Source organism: Bacillus sp. CZDM1, from assembly GCF_055502545.1.
This window is the reverse complement of the sequence record NZ_JBUESO010000002.1, coordinates 1-17,161: the sequence shown is the minus strand read 5'-3', so window position 1 is coordinate 17,161 and position 17,161 is coordinate 1. Positions and strand designations below refer to the sequence as shown.

The window sequence follows — 17,161 nt, the reverse complement described above, 5'->3', positions numbered from 1 at the left end:
ATATCATAAATGTATTATCAACAATTAGTTTAGTTTCAAAAGTTTCTTAATAAGAAAAAAAGTTAAGTATAGAGTAACAAATTAATAGTACTTGGTCAATCTTTATTTGTTTATGTAGCAAACAAATAAATCATCACTTAAATGTTCGCAATTTTATTAATAATTTGTAAAATTTACTTCATTAAGTTTGAAGTTATTTTAAGATGATGTTAATGAATGTTAAGAAATGGAAAATTGCATCTATTTTTTTTCAAAAGCTTGTATGATAATCCTGTAGTACAAAATTGCAAGCATTCAAGGAGGAATTTTAAAGATGAAAAGTTACAAAACATGGTTAGTTGCTGTTATGTCCGTTTTTATGTTACTTGGAGTTGCCACTGGATGTGCTGATGCTGGAAATGATGACACAGAAACAGAAGAAACAGAACAAAACGAAGAAGGTACTGAGGAAGGTACTGAGGAAGGTACTGAGGAAGGTACTGAGGAAGGTACTGAAAATACAGAGGAATAAGTAATTATTTGTACATTATATATTTAACAATACACAAGGCGGCTGTCAGCCGTCTTGTTTTGTACTTAATTTATGTTTTACTAGAATATTTGTCCTAAAGGTGTTTTTTCTAACATTCTTAAGCTTGTCCCTTAATGAAGAAACAATGATAGAGGCAATCAACCAGAGCAAAAGTCCTAATAAAATACTTAAAGACCAATTTCCGTTGATTTGCAATACAGTCCAAACCGTTGCCACGCAGACAACACCGCCAATCATTCCAAAAACCGAACCATTTGCAATCTTAGCGGCCTTCTTTGAACCAGAAGCAATTCCTACCATTAAAACGGCTGTAATCATCACGGCTGGAAATGCGGCAAAGATTCCAGCAAGGATTTTCCAAGGAGAAATGACCGTTATTAAATAGCTTACCATCACCGCTGTCCCTCCGAGAGTAAAACGAATCATTAAATCTTTATACATAAGTAGCACCCTTTCTTATGAGTAAGTGGTAATCATCACAACCGCCATTGATACAACTAACCAAAATCCCATAGCCTGGATAAGTCCGCGTTTCCAACCTTGTCTTGGCAGGAGGTATCCTGCAAGAATGGCCACGAGAATATTAATTCCCATGCCGACGATGGCGCCTTTTGATAATAGAATGGAATGGGCTACTAATTCATCTCCACTGAAGTCCAAACCAACTGTCAATAAAGCCGCTAAATACACGGCTGGAAAAGCTGCAAAAATACCCCCAGCTTTTTCACCTAAATTCCTAGCAACAAGTGTTGAAACAACGACAGCTGCTCCTCCTAACAAAAATCTAATAAGTAAGGCACTTATTGAAAGTTCTCCCATTGTGCTTCACCTCTGTTTTTTTGTGAAATACTAAAATGATTTATTCTATCATTTGTGAATTTATTCACATGAAATGATACAAGTTCATTTTACCGCATTTTCTCTTCTCCATATGTGAACATTTCCTAACTTTTTTTAAAGCGTTACCATACTAAAGAAAAAAACCCTTCAATTAGGGTTTCCGTTTGTTTCCTCTATTCTCAATCATTAATAACCTTTTTTTGTATCAACTTTATTAGTCAAAAGCTTGTTTTCGTCGATGTTTTTAAGAGTTTCTAAAAAGCAAGCTGCCCCCTCATTTGCTGATGTAACCGCAGAAATATGTGGAGTAATTTGAATCCTTGGATGACTCCATAATGGATTGTCTTCTGGAAGTGGTTCTTGTGCAAGGACATCGAGTACGGCAAAGCTGACTTGGTTGTCTGTCAAAGCCTGCAGTAAGGCTTCTTCATCTACTGAAGCCCCTCTCCCCACATTAATAAATCCCGCATTCGATAGTTGACCAAAGATAGCACCGTCGAATAATTTCTCCGTCCGTTCTGTCAACGGCAAAGTATTGATCACATAATTCATTTCACTTAATAGAGAAAAATGAGAATCAAGCTTCAAGACTTCAGTATAATATTCTTTTTCCTTCCCACTTAAAGAAACCCCATAGACGTCTACCCCCAGCCGAGAAAAAACCTTTGCAATCATTTGACCAATTTCACCGGTTCCATAAACTAAAATTTTTTGTTCACCTAATAATTTCGGGGTACGCTGCTCCCATCTTTTTTGCTGCTGTTTTTCTAGGAAGGTATCATGAAATTGTAAATCCTTTAGGATGTAACTTAAGCAATACTCTGCAATTCTCTGCCCAAACGAACAAATCGTTCTGGTTAATAGGATCTCATCATTCCATTCCTTCTTAAATAAAAAACGGTCAACCCCTGCACCTAGCGAATGAACCCATTTCACTGAGCTATAATCATAGTCAGCTTTTAGATTAAATGAAACTAGCGCATCTGCCCAGCTTAAATCAGCTTGGGTCAGTTTTTCCTCAGGAATAAAACGAAAGGACTTTCCTGGGACTTCCTTTTCTATTAATAATTGAAGCTCTTTATACATTGGGCTGACTAGTAAAATATTTCTAATATCCATGGCTTTCCCCTCTTCTCAATAAAGCTTACTCTTTCGGCACATCGAGTGCTTGATAGGCTGTCTGATACCTGCCGCCATCTGCTACTTCTGAATGATACAATGCCTTAAGTGCAAAGTTCTTTTCAAGATCATGTTCATTTATTAACTCTTTTAAGTGCATCTGCAGTTCTTTATTTTCTTTTACTAATTGTTTCATTTGTGATTTAAAATACTTCATTATAGTAACTCCTTCTTTATTATAAAAATAAGGACGATTATTGTATATTTAATCGTCCAAAATTAGTTAAAATTATTTTAAAGCCTTACTCACTTTTAGCTTCTTTCCTTTGACGGTTGTCTTTTCCATTGCTTGGAGGACTACTGAGCCTTTTCCATTAAGGATGTCAACATAGGTTAGGTTGTCCTGGATGGTGATAATGCCAATATCTTCAGCTGTAACTCCAGGGATATTGGAGATTGTCCCAACAAAGTCTACCGCGCGAAGCTTTTTCTTCTTACCGCCACCAAAGTGGAGCTTGGTAATATCCTTGTTAATTCGAGCTGTTTTATTATTTCTTACAACTCTCCGGCCGCTAAGTTTTTCTTCAAATGCTGCTTTTCCACTCGTAACCTCATCCTGGGTTGGAACTTCCAACTTAGGGATTTCAAAGCCAATATATCTTTCAATTGCCTTAACAAATTTCTCTTCATATGGTGTCGCGAAGGTAATCGCTTTTCCTTTGTTTCCGGCTCTTCCTGTTCTTCCTGTCCGGTGAACATAACTCTCTTTTTCCATTGGAACATCGTAATTAATAATCAGTGTCACATTATCAATATCGATTCCCCTAGCGGCGACATCTGTTGCTACAAGATAGCGGAAGTTCCCCATTTTAAAGCCATCCATTACGCCAAACCGATCCTCTTGTTCAAGCCCGCCATGAAGTCTTTCACAAGAATAATTGGCTTTTTCCAACTCTGTATAGACATTTTCCACATTTTCTTTTGTTCGGCAAAATATAATGCAGCTATCTGGATTTTCAACCACTGTTAAATCTTTCAACAGTGAAACCTTATCTTCATCCTTTACTTCAACCACAGCATGTTCAATCGTATTCGTTGTGACACCCGTAGCTACAATTTCAATATGGATAGGATCTTTCATATATTGATGACAAAGTTTTTCAACATCCTTCGGTAAAGTTGCTGAAAACACCATCGTTACTCGGTTCTCTGGGAGTTCTTTTATGATGGCTTCCACTTCATCAATAAAGCCCATATTTAACATTTCGTCCGCTTCATCAATAATTAGATATTTGATTTTATCTAATTCAAGCGTTCCCCTTTCGATATGGTCCATCGTACGACCAGGAGTCCCGACGACTACATGTGTTTTTTGTTTCAATTCTTCCTTTTGTTTTGAGAAAGGTTCTTTTCCATAAACCGCCATCGCTTTAATTCGTTTAAACCGGCCAATATTCGTAACATCTTCACGAACCTGGACAGCCAGCTCACGAGTAGGTGTAAGTATTAATGTCTGGGGCTTTCTTTCCTCCCATTCCATCATCTCGCAAATAGGAATCGCAAAGGAGGCTGTCTTACCGCTGCCTGTTTGTGATTTTACAACCAAATCTAGATTCTCTAAAGCCTTTGGTATCACTTCTTTTTGTACTTCAGTGGGATTATCGTACTTTAACACTGTAAGCGCCCTTCTTATTTCCTCGCTTAAATGATAATCCTCAAACTTTTTTTCACTCATATAGTAACCTCATTTTTTTGTATTATCCAACTTCTATATAGGATTTCTCTGAAAGAATTATCATATGCAAAATCTGAATATGTTCATTATACTTGAAATACAAGACATTTCGACTTTTTATTTCAACACTCTGTTACACAACAGCTTTACAAGACTCAAGAGAACGGGTACATTAAATAAAGAAGCTGTTTAGCACTTTTCTCTATATAAATATCAGAAAAGTCAAAAACGTAGTGAAAAATCTGTTATAATGTAAGTATCCTGTTTTTAGGATAGTATAGATCACTCACTTAACAGTAATTTTATACATCTGTGGATCTCTTTTTTTTTAATTAAACTAAATTTTCTACTAGGAGGTAATCTATGTATAAAATCAAGGATAAGGAAAAGCTTTTCATTTACACTGGACCCGATGGATCTGGAAGAAAGACCATTGCCAAGATGGTCGCGACCGCGTTTGATATGGAAACAGTCCTTTCTTACACGACTCGTCCTCCCCGCCATTATGAACAAGATGGTGTTGACTACCATTTTGTTACAGACGAAACCTTCAACAAGCTGAAAGACAACCAAGAATTTCTTGAGTGTGTGGATATCGACGGGATTCATTATGGAATCCGCGAAGAAGATATCGTCAAAGCGTTTGAAGATCATAATCTTGTCTATTTAACGCTAAATCCTGAAGGCACCGAAAAGTTGAAAGAAATGTATGGTAACAAGGTTATGCGCTTATTCATCTATTCTGACCGTGACACCGTTATCGAAAGACACAAAGCACGAAATGATAAAGAAGAAGATATCCAAAGACACTTGGCACACTATGATGAAATCATGGCATATAAAACTCAATGTGAGCAAGTTTTTGAAAATTATGACTCACCACAGGTATCTTATCAGGTTAGTGAAGTCATTGAAGCTTACCTTGACCGAAATAGAATTGTCACCGATTATTAAAAAAAGGTCCATTTGATGGGATATTTTAGATCCTGTCATTGGATTTTTTTTTATGGGGATGTATGTGATAACAATTTTTGAATGTATTATTATTGTGCCCAAATAAAACAGAATACAGCTTGATATTGTCTTTATAACACTGTATAATTAAGTGTTGAAAACATTATTTAGGGGGAACTCTTTTTGTCGATCGAAGTAGGCAGCAAAGTACAAGGTAAAGTAACGGGTATTACTAATTTTGGAGCGTTTGTAGAATTACCAGGTGGCACAACTGGCCTTGTGCACATTAGTGAAGTAGCTGACAGCTATGTTAAAGACGTTAATGATCACCTCAAAGTTGGAGATCAAGTTGAAGTTAAGGTAATTAGTGAGAAAGACGGAAAAACTGCCTTGTCTATTAAAAAAGCTATTGATAAGCCAGAAGGGCAAACTTCTTCTTATTCCCAGCGTCCACAACGCCAAGGTAGAGATAATAGGCAATCAAAAGACTTCCGTTCAAAAGGCGGCAACTTTAAACCAAAAGAAAACTTTGAAGATAAAATGGCTAAATTCTTAAAAGCTAGTGAAGAAAATTTATCCAGCTTAAAACGCAGCACCGAAACAAAACGTGGCGGCAGAGGCGGAAGACGCGGATAATTATAGATAAAAGAAGGCAAGCCCTAATACGGCTTGCCTTCTTTTTTATTATTGTGGTTTCGTCACTATTGCCTTTATTTCTTATTCAATTCATCTAAAAGCGGAAAAAGCTCTTCTAAGTGTTGAATTTCATAGGTTGGTATGACTTCATTTCTATCTTTATCGTGACGGTTGATCCAAACGGATTTAATCCCGACCCTATTTGCACCTAGAATATCAGTCATTAAGTTATCCCCTACCATTAGGACTTCATCCTTCTCTAAGGACATGAGTGACAATGCATGCTCAAATATCGATGGGTCAGGTTTCCCCTTTCCAAACGCTCCAGAAATAAGTATTTCGTCGAAATATGGAACAAGGTCAGGTGTAATCGATAGTTTTGTATGCTGTAGATCCGGTGAACCATTCGTTAACAGAAGAAGTTGATACTTTCCTTTTAGCGTATCTAGGATAGTAAACGTCTCTTCGTACACAAATGGCAGGCTCCTGCGCTCTTGCGGGAATCTTTCCGCCAATTCATGCCCAAAAGCAGGATCCTCCACTCCCATTGCCTTAAGTCCTGCTGTCCATGCTTCTTTTCGATAGCTTGGGACGATTTCTTTCATTTTTCTAAAATCATCATGATCATCTAAAAAATTTCCCCATAATCCCTCAAATGGATTAATACCAATCATTTGTGTAAATGAATAGGTTTCATAGGAGGAATATAAACTTTTTGCAGCCTCACGTACCGCATCTTCCAATTCACTTGCATCTACTCCATACCGTTCTTCTGCTACTTTACATGTCGCAACAAATGCTTCCTTGATACTTTTTTGATCCCAAAGCAGTGTATCATCTAAATCGAAAAAAATTGCTTTTATCATTTTCGCTGCCTCACCTTTCACCTAAATATATTTTACTAGTTTACCACTTTTCGAATTAAATGAATATTCTTTCACAAAAATAAAATAAATTCAACGAACATAGCCAATTATATATATCTAAAAGGTACATAAGAGTTTAGGCACCTTCCGATAAAACCAAAATACTATTTCGAATATTTCTAATACTGGTATAATAAAAGTATATAGACTGGGTGAAGACTAAACCCATAAAGGGGTATTGACATGTTGACTTTGTTGGTTACCATGGTGGAACGGTTAGGGATTCTCGTAATGATTGCCTTTATTTTAACGAGATTTCCATTCTTTCGAGACATGATTTATCAGGAGAAATTAAAAGGCAAGCAGCAGTTGACTGCCATTGTTTTCTTTGGTTTCTTTGGGATTATTGGCACGTATTCTGGTCTAACTCTCAGCACCGACAGCCTTGAAATCAATCGCTGGACTTCCGATTTAAACGCCGATGAGGCAATTGCCAACTCGCGGGTGATTGGTGTGGTATTAGCGGGTCTCCTCGGAGGCTATAAAGTCGGGCTGGGTGCAGGATTAATTGCAGGGATTCATCGTTTTACCTTAGGAGGATTCACAGGGCTGGCCTGTGGGCTTGCCACTATAATCGCCGGGGTTCTTGCGGGAATCTTTCATCGGAAAAATAAATTGGTCAAACTAAGATCCGCTTTTTACATTGGTGCTCTAGCAGAAACATTGCAAATGGCAGTCATTCTACTCCTTGCCCGTCCATTCGAAAAGTCATGGACTTTGGTAGAAATCATTGGAATGCCAATGATCTTAGCAAACGGACTAGGCTGTGCACTATTTCTGCTTATCATTAAGAGCGTTATCAGTGAGGAAGAAAAGGCAGGTGCCATGCAGGCACAAAAGACATTGAGAATCGCTGAAAAAACACTTTCTTACCTAAGAAATGGGCTTACCACGAATTCTGCTAAAATTGTCTGCCATATTCTCCATAATGAAATGAATACGAGAGCGGTGGCAATGACAAATTTGTCAGAAATATTAGCACATGTTGGACTTGGTCATGATCATCATCGTTCTGAAAGTCCCATCCAAACTGAAATTACAATGGAGGCTATCGACAAAGGTGAAATGGTTGTGGCAGATCAGCAATCCATTCACTGCCGTGTTAAGAGCTGCCCTCTTGGTGCAGCCGTTATTGCACCATTGAAACAGCGTGGAGAAACGATTGGAACTTTAAAGTTTTATTTCGCTTCCGAGAAAGAAATAACACCCGTGAATATGGAACTGATATCAGGGCTTAGCTCCCTATTAAGTAACCAGCTTGAACTAGCTGATGCGGACAAGTCTTATCAACTGGCAAAGGAAGCTGAGATTAAAGCACTTCAGGCGCAAATTAGTCCTCATTTTCTATTTAATACACTTAATACCATCCTTTCACTTGTCCGGGTTGACCCGGCTAAGGCACGAAAATTACTACTTTCTTTGTCCCATTTCTTGCGCCAAAATTTATCTGTCACAACCCAAAGGATGACTACATTAGAGCAAGAATTAAACCATGTCAAAGCCTATTTAGCAATAGAAGAAGCTAGATTCAAAGATAAATTACAAGTAGTTTATGATATCGAAGAGAGTGCTCTTTTAGAGACAATCCCCCCTCTTACACTTCAGCCCATCGTAGAGAATGCGATCAAACATGGCATGAAGGATACTGAAAGGAACGGTATCGTAAAGATTACTATTCATAAACAAAATCTAGCGACGTATGTAAAAGTTGAGGATAACGGGATTGGAATGAATATAGAACGCACAAGTCAAATCTGCAAAAGTCCCATTAATTCTGAAACAGGAAGCGGTCTAGCCCTTTACAACGTTAATCGAAGGCTGACCATCATGTATGGTGACCATGCAGGCCTTCAAATTAATAGTGAGCTGCATAAAGGAACGGAAATTGGCTTTTCTGTCCCCTGTACGGAGGTAAGGTAAATGGAAACTTTTATTCGAACATTAATTGTTGATGACGAACCCTATAGCCGAGATGAATTAAAACACTTATTAAGTGCGTTTCCAACAATTAAGGTTGTTGGTGAAGCTGAATCAGGGGAATCCGCCATCATAAGTGCAATTCAACTTCAGCCTGATGTAGTTTTTTTGGACGTAGAAATGCCTAAAATGAATGGTATGAAAGCAGCAAAAGCACTATTGGAACTTAAAAAAGTTCCATCGGTTGTCTTTGCTACCGCTTATCCGCAATTTGCAGCTGAAGCTTTCCGATATGACGCGATTGATTATCTATTAAAGCCCTATGATGAAGAGCAATTACAAGAAACAGTTCATCGTATTGAGAAAAAGTTTACTACTCCTATCGAACAGGATATAGGAAAACCTCAAGGAAAACTTGCCGTCGAAGTCGAAGGTGAAATTATTTATCTTGAACCAAAAGAAATCCTCTATATAGTCAGAGACGATAAAGTAACAAAACTCATTACGAAAAGTAGTGAATTTGAAACCAAAACACCGCTTAAGGATTTGGAGAGCAGATTATTAAGCTATGGATTTTTTAGAATTCATAAAAGCTTTCTTGTAAATCTGGAGGTTGTTAACAGGTTGTCACCATGGTTTAACGGTGCCTATCAGTTGGAAATTGAAGGAAGAAAAGAATTGCTATCGGTTAGCAGGAATTATGTTAAAGCATTACGGTCTCGTTTAGAAATTTAAACCAAGAAAGCGTTTTAACTATTCTTAATTTTTTTGCATCTTAATTCATCTGACGAGCATGATATTCTTATTTTTCTACCTTTTAATCTAAAATCGCTCTATTCTTCCTCTCACTCTTTTAAACTTATATGTGAAAACGTATTCATTTTTTTTAAAAGGGGGAGAAGGAATTTGTATACTTTTTTAGCAGGGATTGCACTCTTAATTATTGGTTATTTTACCTATGGTAAATTTATTGAAAAAATGTTTGGTGTGAAGGAAGATCGAGCAACACCCGCCTATGTTAATAACGATGGCGTTGACTATGTACCAATGAGCACACCTAAGAATTCCTTAATACAGTTATTAAACATTGCTGGAACGGGTCCAGTTTTCGGTCCAATTATGGGAGCTCTTTACGGTCCTGTTGCCTTTATCTGGATTGTCATTGGCTGTATTTTTGCAGGAGCTGTACATGATTATTTAACAGGGATGATATCTATCCGCAACCGTGGTGCCCATTTACCGGAGCTAGCAAGTAAGTTTTTAGGAAAAGTGATGAAGCACGTGGTAAATGCTTTTGCTGTTCTGCTGCTATTATTAGTAGGTACGGTATTTGTTTCTACACCTGCAAGCCTTCTTCATGTTTTAATGGATGGGAAAATAGCATTAGGATTAATAATTGGAGCCATTTTCATTTATTACATTGCAGCTACTCTTCTTCCGGTTGATAAAATCATTGGTCGTTTATATCCGTACTTTGGTGCATTGCTATTAATCAGTGCATTAGGTGTAGGAATCGGAATGATCGTAACAGGTGCACCGATCCCTGAATTATCGTTAACGAATTTCCACCCTGCTAATGCACCTATTTTACCTTTGTTATTTTTCACGATTTCATGTGGCGCACTCTCTGGGTTTCATGCGACACAAACACCAATTATTTCACGTACTACTCAAAATGAAAAACAAGGCCGTAAAATCTTCTATGGCATGATGATCACTGAAGGTGTTATCGCCATGATTTGGGCAGCTGCTGGAATGAGCTTATTCAATGGCTATAACGGATTGAATGATATTTTAGCCGCAGGCGGCCCTGGAGCGGTTGTCAGCCAAGCCTCAACTGCTCTGCTTGGAGCAATTGGTGGAACACTTGCAGTTCTTGGTGTAGTTGTACTGCCGATTACTTCTGGGGATACAGCTTTCCGAAGTGCACGTATGATCATTGCAGAATACATTAACGTCGCCCAAAAGAAATTTTCAAGCCGCTTATGGATTGCAGTGCCATTATTCGTGATTTCAGCAGTTCTTACACAAATTGACTTCAACCTATTGTGGAGGTACTTCAGTTGGGCTAATCAAGCAACAGCCGTTATTGCACTCTTTGTCGGGGCTATGTACTTGTATATCGCAAGGAAAAATTACTATGTTGCCCTAGTACCTGGTTCCTTCATGTTAGTAATGGTTATAACTTATATCTTAAATGCGCCTATCGGTTTCGGATTATCGATGTCAATCTCTTGGATTGGCGGCTTTATCGGTGCAGCCGTACTTATTGGGTTATTCTTCCGTGCTGCTAAAAAGGCACGAGCCAATAATCTTCCACTTGAAGAAGACGTGACGGGCTGGAAGGCTGCCTAATCAGTCGTATAATAAACTGAAAGTGCACTCATTGAGTGCACTTTTTTCTTTCCCTATTCTATTAAAAACCTTTCAATGATCTTTTGTATTTCATTTTCTGTATAAACAAATGAAATTTCACTGCCTTCTTTTAATGATGGCAATTGGCCAATAGCTTCTTCCGTTAATTGGAATGCGACCTTTTCCCCCTTAACATCCACCTCTATGGTATGCGGATCCATTTGTCCGACGAGTATCCCTGAAGCTTTCGTATATAACGATTGTTCAACGATTAAATCGGTTACCACTTTAGCCTGTTCCTCCTTTGCTGTTAAAAATACTTCAATACGATAACGACCATTATAAAGATCGGAAATGGTAAACGAGTTTTGAATCTCTTGATTATTCTCTAACGTCACCTCGCTGATTGCCTGCGTAGACATGACTTCCTCAGAGTATTGTTTGACCTTTTTTCCTTCTTTATCGTAGATAATGTAATCAGCTTGAAGCCCCGTTAGAAACGATAATTTTTGAGATTCACCCGATAAATTTTTCACTTTGTAATGAATAATGATAGAATTGTTTTCTTCTTGTGTTTCAATTGTTGGATGAAATCTTGCAACAATTTCATTTTGTTTTGGGGACTCTGTTAAGTTCTCCTTTTTCACACCCTCACCGTTCCCGTTTGTATTATTTCCCGTACCACAAGCACTTAATAGTCCTGCTGCTAATACGATCATCATCATTTTTTTATATAACATAAATGAAAATCTCCTTTTAATCGAATTACCTTAATAGTCGATTAAAAGGAGATTGGCGTTACATAAATATTTATATTTTTAAAAGATTTTTGAATCCTACAAACCACCAAGGTACGCTTTTTTGATTTCCTCACTTGCTTGCAACTCTGCGGCTGTTCCTGAGATTTCGATCCGACCCGTTTCAATAACGTAAGCACGGTCTGCTACAGATAGTGCCATATTCGCATTCTGCTCCACCAGCAGGATTGTTGTTCCATCTTGGTTGATTTTCTCAATGATTTGAAAAATCGTCTTAACCATTAACGGAGCCAATCCCATTGAAGGCTCATCCAATAAAAGCAGCTTAGGTTTCGCCATAATCGCTCTTCCCATCGCCAGCATTTGCTGTTCTCCCCCAGAAAGGGTTCCCGATAACTGCTTTCGACGCTCTTGCAATCTCGGAAAAAGCTCGTAAACACTTTGAATATCTTTGCGGATTCCTGCACTATCTTTTCTTAAATAAGCACCTAGTTCCAGGTTTTCCTCTACGCTCATATTGGCGAACACACGGCGCCCTTCAGGTACATGTGAAATACCCGATTTCACAATAGCCTGGGGAGCTTTGCCAGAAATCGAACTGCCTAAGTATTCGATGGTCCCTGACTTTGGCTTAAGCAGCCCAGATAATGTCTTAAGAAGAGTGCTTTTTCCTGCACCATTCGCTCCAATCAGTGTAACAATTTCCCCTTCATTAATTTCTAAATAAAGGCCTTTTAGGGCATGAATATTTCCATAAAAAACATCTATTCCATTTACTTTAAGCATGGTCACTCGGAACCTCCTCTCCCAAATAGGCCTCGATTACTTTTGGATGATTTCGGATTTCCTCAGGCGATCCCGCTGCAATCAGTTGTCCATGGTCTAAAACATAAATTCTTTCACATATTCCCATCACGAGTGCCATATCATGTTCAATTAATAGAATCGTTAAATCAAACTGTTTTCGGATAAAAGCAATTAATTCCATGAGCTCCTGTGTTTCTTGCGGGTTCATACCTGCAGCAGGCTCATCGAGCAACAATAATTTTGGACTTGCCGCCAACGCTCTGGCTATTTCTAATCTACGTTGCTGACCATATGGTAAATTCTTTGCTTTTTCATCTTTAAATCTGTCCAATTGAAATATCTTTAAAAACTCAAGTGATTTTTCCTCCATTACCTTTTCCTCGGAGAAATGGGATGGAAGGCGGAGGATGGAACTTAAAATGGAATGCTTCGCTAAGGAATGATAAGCAACCTTTACATTATCTAATACAGATAATTCACTGAAAAGACGGATGTTTTGAAACGTACGGCTTATACCCTTTCGTGTTACTTGGTATGGAGCAAGTCCATTCAGCCTTTTTCCATCGAACAAAATGTCACCCTCTGTCGGGACATATACGCCCGTCAGCAAATTAAAGCTTGTTGTTTTCCCGGCACCATTCGGACCAATCAAACCGACCAATTCACCTTGATTAAGTTCCATATTAAAGCCTGAGACCGCCTTTAAGCCACCAAACTGAATCCCCGCATTTTTTACCTGCAGTAGAGCTCCCACGTTAAATTCCTCCTTTCGCATTTTTCTTTTTGCCAAAGAAATCTGTAATCTCACGAGTTCCCATTAACCCCTGAGGACGATAAAGCATAACAACGACCAAAACCAAACTGTAAATAATCATCCGAGTCTCAGGATATTGCTGTAAATAGGTTGAAATAACCGTTAACAGAATCGCAGAGATCACCGAACCAGATAAACTTCCAAGTCCACCTAAAACAACAAAAATTAAAATATCAAATGATTTTAAGAACCCAAAGTTGGTTGGCTGGATAATATAAAAGTTATGAGAAAACAAACCGCCGGCAATACCTGCAAAGAAGGAACCAATGGCGAAGGCCGCAACTTTGTAAAATGTCGTGTTGATTCCCATTGCATCTGCCGCGATTTCATTTTCCCGAATCGCTATACACGCTCTTCCATGCCGCGAGTTGGTAAAATTCGATATCACTAGAATCGTGATAACGAGACATACAAATGCACTTGTCCAAGTCGTCATATTAGAAACCATCATTCCGGCAGCTCCGCCAACATACTCAATATTTAAGAAAACAATTCTAATAATTTCACCAAATCCAAGTGTTGCAATAGCCAGGTAATCTCCTCGCAGTCTTAAAGTAGGTATGCCAACAAGCAGTCCTGCTAATGCAGCCACAATTCCTCCGATGATGATTGCTAACACGAAAGGCAGTTCAAATTTCATCGTGATGATTGCTGATACATACGCCCCAACAGCAAGGAAACCAGCATGTCCAATTGAAAATTGTCCGGTGATCCCAATTACCAAGTGAAGACTCACCGCTAATATAATGTTAATGATCATAAGGGTCAACATATTGCTATAAAAAGCGTTTAATATCCCAGTTTGAATTAAGACTTGGCCAATTCCATAGATAACCGCTGCTAAAATGAGAAATAGCCAGAATTTAGTTACTTTTTTCATCTGTCTATCCCACCTACACTTTCTCTCTTGTATTTTTACCAAAGATGCCTGTTGGCCTAAAAATTAGGATAAGGATTAATATGATAAACGCTGCTGCGTCTCTCCATAAGGAAAATCCTAGGGCACTAACAATCGATTCAACAACCCCTAAAATAAGACCACCGACCATGGCTCCTGGGATTATTCCAATTCCACCTAGGACCGCCGCAACAAACGCCTTTAATCCAGGGATAATTCCCATTAGTGGTTCGATTTTTGTATAATAGACACCAAAAATGACACCTGCTGCCCCAGCTAAAGCAGAACCAATCGCAAAGGTATATGAAATGGTTCTGTCTACATTAATACCCATTAATCTCGCTGCATCGATGTCATGTGATACTGCTCGCATGGCTTTACCGACCTTTGTACGGTGAACAATAATTTGTAAAATAATCATAAGTCCAAGTGACACAGCCAGGATAAAGAGGGATTGACTGTTAATTTGTGCACCAAACAAGTTAAATGTTGTGCTCGGTAATACATTGTCAGGGTAGGCCTCGGGTTGGGCTCCTCGGACGTAAATCACACCGTATTCAATTAGTAACGACATTCCAATTGCCGTAATTAAGGCAGCAATTCTTGTTGCATTTCGAAGACGTTTGTAGGCGATTCTTTCTATCAATACTCCAAACACCGCACAAAACGCCATTGAGAATAATAATGCTGGAAAGAAGCCCAGCCCCCATCCCTTAATCGCATAAAACCCGACGAACGCACCTACCATAAAAACATCACCATGAGCAAAGTTTATTAATTTTATGATTCCATAAACCATGGTATAGCCTAATGCGATTAAGGCATAGATGCTGCCGAGTGAAATTCCGTTTATCAATTGTTGTAGCCACTCCATCGTTCTCACTCCTTTTTCTTCCAGAAATAATTCTTTACAAAAGTAAAATGGAAGGAGTATCCTTCCATTTTACTTAACTAGTACTTTTAAGGATTTACTTTTGTGTTAAACACTTGTTTACCATCTACATATTCTAAAATGGTTGCTGTTTTGATCGGATGATGGTTTTCATCAATCGTTACTACTCCAGTAACAAGGCTTAAATCTTTTGTTTTTGCTAATTCTTCCTGAATTTTACTAGAATCTGTGCTGCCTGCACGCTTTATGGCATCCGCTAAAAAGTAAACCGTGTCATAGCCAAGCGCATTGAAAGCGTTCGGTGCTTCGCCATTGTTCTGTTCTTTAAATGCTGAAACGAACTTTTGGACCTTTTCATCTGGATCTTCAGATGAGTAATGGTTGATTAGGTAGGTATTATTTAATGCTTCAGCTCCAGCCAAATCAACTAACTTTGGAGAATCCCAGCCATCAGCTCCAACTAAAGGAACATCGATTCCTAATTCACGCGCTTGCTTTACAATTAAGCCAACTTCTTCATAATATCCAGGGATAAAAATGAATGAAGGATTTTTTGCTTTGATACGAGTTAAAGTCGCACGGAAGTCTGTATCCTTTGCTACATATGCTTCTTCCGCAACTATTTTAGCACCTGCTGCTTCAAAAGTTTCCTTGAAGGCATCGGATAAACCTTTTGCATAATCACTTGAGTTGTCAGCAAAAATAGCTGCATCTTCAACTTTTAATGTATCTAGGGCAAAATTGGCAGCCACTGTACCTTGGAAAGGATCAATGAAAGAAGTACGAAAAACGAATGGTCTTACTTTCCCTTTTTCATCTACTGTAACACTTGGGCTTGTACCGCCTGGAGCCATTAGAACAGTCTTCGTATCATTCGCAATCTGAGCTTGAGCAACTGTATTACCGCTTGTTGCTGCTCCAATAACAGCTGTTACCTTATCTTGGCTTGTCAACTTAATAATACCGTTTGTAGCCTCTGCTGCTTCAGATTTATTATCTACTTTCACAACATCAAACTTCTTACCGTCAACGCCGCCATTATTATTGATCTCTTCAACAGCCATTTCAACACCTTTTGCCATTGATTCACCATATGACGCAACATTACCTGAAAGCTCTAAATTCACTCCCAATTTAATGGTATCTGAATTGCCGCCCTCTGAACTATCCTTCGCTCCTCCTGCACACCCTGCTAACACTCCAGCAAAGATGGTAGAAGCCATAAACACACTAACTAATTTCTTTTTCATGGTGTTTCCCCCTTTGATTGAATTTTCAGATACCTACAACAGTACTTTAGTATCTTCTTAGACCCCATGATATTTGTTTACCGCCTTAATTAATTAACATAAGTTATTGTAGTACTTTTTTCATTGTTAGTCTAGTATATTATTTCAATATTTCAGAAATTTTTATTTCTTTTAAAAATTAAAGCGCTTTCTTGTTGTTGCAGTATATTTTAATAACCTTTCATGAAAGGTTTTTTTTAGTATACTAAAAACACTAATTAACTATTATTCCAAAAAATGTATTCCTATGGTGAAATACCATTTTGATATTTGTTTTTCTTAGCTGGAAATCGAACTTGAAGGGAATCAAAAGCGTGGACTAAGAGCTATTCGTTACCATTTTTCTCTAAAAGTGCCGCCGCGCGGTCACGAATCTCGATCCGATCCTGTTTACAACCAATTGTCCTATCGGACAAAACAAAAAAGCACAACCCTATTCAGGTTGTGCTTCGTTTGCCTGGCAACGTCCTACTCTCACAGGGACAAAGTCCCAACTACCATCGGCGCTGAGAAGCTTAACTTCCGTGTTCGGTATGGGAACGGGTGTGACCTTCTCGCCATTGCTGCCAGACTATAAAATTGAGGTATCATTCCCTCAAAACTAGATAATTTCAGTAGAAGTGTGTAAAAACGAGTTCGCTTTTAAAAATTGGTTAAGTCCTCGAACGATTAGTATCAGTCAGCTCCAC

At 38.4% G+C, this 17,161-nt stretch carries 18 protein-coding genes and 1 rRNA gene; 6 read left to right on the top strand and 13 right to left on the bottom strand.

Annotation, left to right across the window (positions count from 1 at the left end):
* The first annotated feature begins 313 nt into the window (after positions 1–313).
* Complete coding sequence (locus ACY3XC_RS04600; RefSeq protein ID WP_464867477.1) at positions 314–511, top strand: hypothetical protein; 198 nt, start codon at positions 314–316, stop codon at positions 509–511.
* A gap of 45 nt (positions 512–556) precedes the next feature.
* Here ACY3XC_RS04600 and ACY3XC_RS04595 read toward each other — a convergent pair whose 3' ends face one another.
* From ACY3XC_RS04595 to ACY3XC_RS04575, 5 genes are all read right to left on the bottom strand, one after another.
* A complete protein-coding gene (locus tag ACY3XC_RS04595) occupies positions 557–973 on the bottom strand; it encodes a DUF3147 family protein (RefSeq protein ID WP_464867476.1) in 417 nt (138 codons plus the stop codon).
* A gap of 15 nt (positions 974–988) precedes the next feature.
* Positions 989–1,351, bottom strand: coding sequence for a DUF3147 family protein (locus ACY3XC_RS04590; RefSeq protein WP_464867475.1), 363 nt, complete (start codon positions 1,349–1,351; stop codon positions 989–991).
* Positions 1,352–1,558: 207 nt separating this feature from the next.
* A complete protein-coding gene (locus ACY3XC_RS04585) occupies positions 1,559–2,491 on the bottom strand; it encodes a D-2-hydroxyacid dehydrogenase (protein ID WP_464867474.1) in 933 nt (310 codons plus the stop codon).
* A gap of 25 nt (positions 2,492–2,516) precedes the next feature.
* Positions 2,517–2,708 (bottom strand): hypothetical protein, encoded by a 192-nt coding sequence (locus tag ACY3XC_RS04580; protein ID WP_095251783.1) that lies wholly within the window; start codon positions 2,706–2,708, stop codon positions 2,517–2,519.
* Positions 2,709–2,780: 72 nt separating this feature from the next.
* Positions 2,781–4,226, bottom strand: a complete 1,446-nt coding sequence (locus tag ACY3XC_RS04575) for a DEAD/DEAH box helicase (RefSeq protein ID WP_464867473.1) — start codon at positions 4,224–4,226, stop codon at positions 2,781–2,783.
* 363 nt (positions 4,227–4,589) lie between these two features.
* Here ACY3XC_RS04575 and ACY3XC_RS04570 point away from each other — a divergent pair, with 363 nt between their 5' ends.
* Both ACY3XC_RS04570 and ACY3XC_RS04565 read left to right on the top strand, forming a co-directional pair.
* Entirely contained in the window at positions 4,590–5,180 is a 591-nt protein-coding gene (locus tag ACY3XC_RS04570) for a guanylate kinase (protein ID WP_464867472.1), read from the top strand.
* Between the two features lie 183 nt (positions 5,181–5,363).
* Entirely contained in the window at positions 5,364–5,816 is a 453-nt protein-coding gene (locus ACY3XC_RS04565) for a S1 domain-containing RNA-binding protein (protein WP_179159942.1), read from the top strand.
* Between the two features lie 74 nt (positions 5,817–5,890).
* Here the strand turns inward: ACY3XC_RS04565 and ACY3XC_RS04560 are convergent, their stop codons facing one another.
* Positions 5,891–6,682, bottom strand: coding sequence for an HAD family hydrolase (locus ACY3XC_RS04560; RefSeq protein WP_464867471.1), 792 nt, complete (start codon positions 6,680–6,682; stop codon positions 5,891–5,893).
* 243 nt (positions 6,683–6,925) lie between these two features.
* Between ACY3XC_RS04560 and ACY3XC_RS04555 the strand changes: the two genes are divergently transcribed.
* The 3 genes from ACY3XC_RS04555 to ACY3XC_RS04545 all read left to right on the top strand — a co-directional run bounded on the left by ACY3XC_RS04555 (position 6,926) and on the right by ACY3XC_RS04545 (position 11,014).
* Positions 6,926–8,662 carry a LytS/YhcK type 5TM receptor domain-containing protein gene (locus ACY3XC_RS04555; RefSeq protein WP_464867470.1) on the top strand — a complete coding sequence of 579 codons (1,737 nt, stop codon included), beginning with the start codon at positions 6,926–6,928 and terminating at the stop codon, positions 8,660–8,662.
* Positions 8,663–9,394, top strand: a complete 732-nt coding sequence (locus ACY3XC_RS04550) for a LytR/AlgR family response regulator transcription factor (protein ID WP_464867469.1) — start codon at positions 8,663–8,665, stop codon at positions 9,392–9,394.
* A gap of 171 nt (positions 9,395–9,565) precedes the next feature.
* Positions 9,566–11,014 carry a carbon starvation CstA family protein gene (locus ACY3XC_RS04545; protein WP_464867468.1) on the top strand — a complete coding sequence of 483 codons (1,449 nt, stop codon included), beginning with the start codon at positions 9,566–9,568 and terminating at the stop codon, positions 11,012–11,014.
* 53 nt (positions 11,015–11,067) lie between these two features.
* Here ACY3XC_RS04545 and ACY3XC_RS04540 read toward each other — a convergent pair whose 3' ends face one another.
* From ACY3XC_RS04540 to rrf, 7 genes are all read right to left on the bottom strand, one after another.
* Entirely contained in the window at positions 11,068–11,754 is a 687-nt protein-coding gene (locus ACY3XC_RS04540; RefSeq protein WP_464867467.1) for a BsuPI-related putative proteinase inhibitor, read from the bottom strand.
* 96 nt (positions 11,755–11,850) lie between these two features.
* Complete coding sequence (locus tag ACY3XC_RS04535; RefSeq protein ID WP_464868028.1) at positions 11,851–12,558, bottom strand: ABC transporter ATP-binding protein; 708 nt, start codon at positions 12,556–12,558, stop codon at positions 11,851–11,853.
* Positions 12,551–13,333 carry an ABC transporter ATP-binding protein gene (locus ACY3XC_RS04530; RefSeq protein WP_464867466.1) on the bottom strand — a complete coding sequence of 261 codons (783 nt, stop codon included), beginning with the start codon at positions 13,331–13,333 and terminating at the stop codon, positions 12,551–12,553. The genes ACY3XC_RS04535 and ACY3XC_RS04530 overlap by 8 nt, the downstream gene beginning before the upstream one ends.
* Before the next feature lies 1 nt (position 13,334).
* Positions 13,335–14,273, bottom strand: a complete 939-nt coding sequence (locus ACY3XC_RS04525; RefSeq protein WP_179159949.1) for a branched-chain amino acid ABC transporter permease — start codon at positions 14,271–14,273, stop codon at positions 13,335–13,337.
* Positions 14,274–14,286: 13 nt separating this feature from the next.
* Complete coding sequence (locus ACY3XC_RS04520) at positions 14,287–15,165, bottom strand: branched-chain amino acid ABC transporter permease (RefSeq protein WP_251639329.1); 879 nt, start codon at positions 15,163–15,165, stop codon at positions 14,287–14,289.
* Positions 15,166–15,251: 86 nt separating this feature from the next.
* A complete protein-coding gene (locus ACY3XC_RS04515; RefSeq protein ID WP_464867465.1) occupies positions 15,252–16,433 on the bottom strand; it encodes an ABC transporter substrate-binding protein in 1,182 nt (393 codons plus the stop codon).
* Positions 16,434–16,927: 494 nt separating this feature from the next.
* Positions 16,928–17,043 (bottom strand): 5S ribosomal RNA (gene rrf / locus ACY3XC_RS04510).
* Between the last annotated feature and the right edge of the window lie 118 nt (positions 17,044–17,161).

Excerpts from the sequence above, each read along its gene's own strand:
- ACY3XC_RS04600 (WP_464867477.1), top strand. The coding sequence starts at position 314 with ATGAAAAGTTACAAAACATGGTTAGTTGCTGTTATGTCCGTTTTTATG.
- ACY3XC_RS04595 (WP_464867476.1), bottom strand. The coding sequence starts at position 973 with ATGTATAAAGATTTAATGATTCGTTTTACTCTCGGAGGGACAGCGGTG.
- ACY3XC_RS04590 (WP_464867475.1), bottom strand. The coding sequence starts at position 1,351 with ATGGGAGAACTTTCAATAAGTGCCTTACTTATTAGATTTTTGTTAGGA.
- ACY3XC_RS04585 (WP_464867474.1), bottom strand. The coding sequence starts at position 2,491 with ATGGATATTAGAAATATTTTACTAGTCAGCCCAATGTATAAAGAGCTT.
- ACY3XC_RS04580 (WP_095251783.1), bottom strand. The coding sequence starts at position 2,708 with ATGAAGTATTTTAAATCACAAATGAAACAATTAGTAAAAGAAAATAAA.
- ACY3XC_RS04575 (WP_464867473.1), bottom strand. The coding sequence starts at position 4,226 with ATGAGTGAAAAAAAGTTTGAGGATTATCATTTAAGCGAGGAAATAAGA.
- ACY3XC_RS04570 (WP_464867472.1), top strand. The coding sequence starts at position 4,590 with ATGTATAAAATCAAGGATAAGGAAAAGCTTTTCATTTACACTGGACCC.
- ACY3XC_RS04560 (WP_464867471.1), bottom strand. The coding sequence starts at position 6,682 with ATGATAAAAGCAATTTTTTTCGATTTAGATGATACACTGCTTTGGGAT.
- ACY3XC_RS04555 (WP_464867470.1), top strand. The coding sequence starts at position 6,926 with ATGTTGACTTTGTTGGTTACCATGGTGGAACGGTTAGGGATTCTCGTA.
- ACY3XC_RS04550 (WP_464867469.1), top strand. The coding sequence starts at position 8,663 with ATGGAAACTTTTATTCGAACATTAATTGTTGATGACGAACCCTATAGC.
- ACY3XC_RS04540 (WP_464867467.1), bottom strand. The coding sequence starts at position 11,754 with ATGTTATATAAAAAAATGATGATGATCGTATTAGCAGCAGGACTATTA.
- ACY3XC_RS04535 (WP_464868028.1), bottom strand. The coding sequence starts at position 12,558 with ATGCTTAAAGTAAATGGAATAGATGTTTTTTATGGAAATATTCATGCC.
- ACY3XC_RS04525 (WP_179159949.1), bottom strand. The coding sequence starts at position 14,273 with ATGAAAAAAGTAACTAAATTCTGGCTATTTCTCATTTTAGCAGCGGTT.
- ACY3XC_RS04520 (WP_251639329.1), bottom strand. The coding sequence starts at position 15,165 with ATGGAGTGGCTACAACAATTGATAAACGGAATTTCACTCGGCAGCATC.
- ACY3XC_RS04515 (WP_464867465.1), bottom strand. The coding sequence starts at position 16,433 with ATGAAAAAGAAATTAGTTAGTGTGTTTATGGCTTCTACCATCTTTGCT.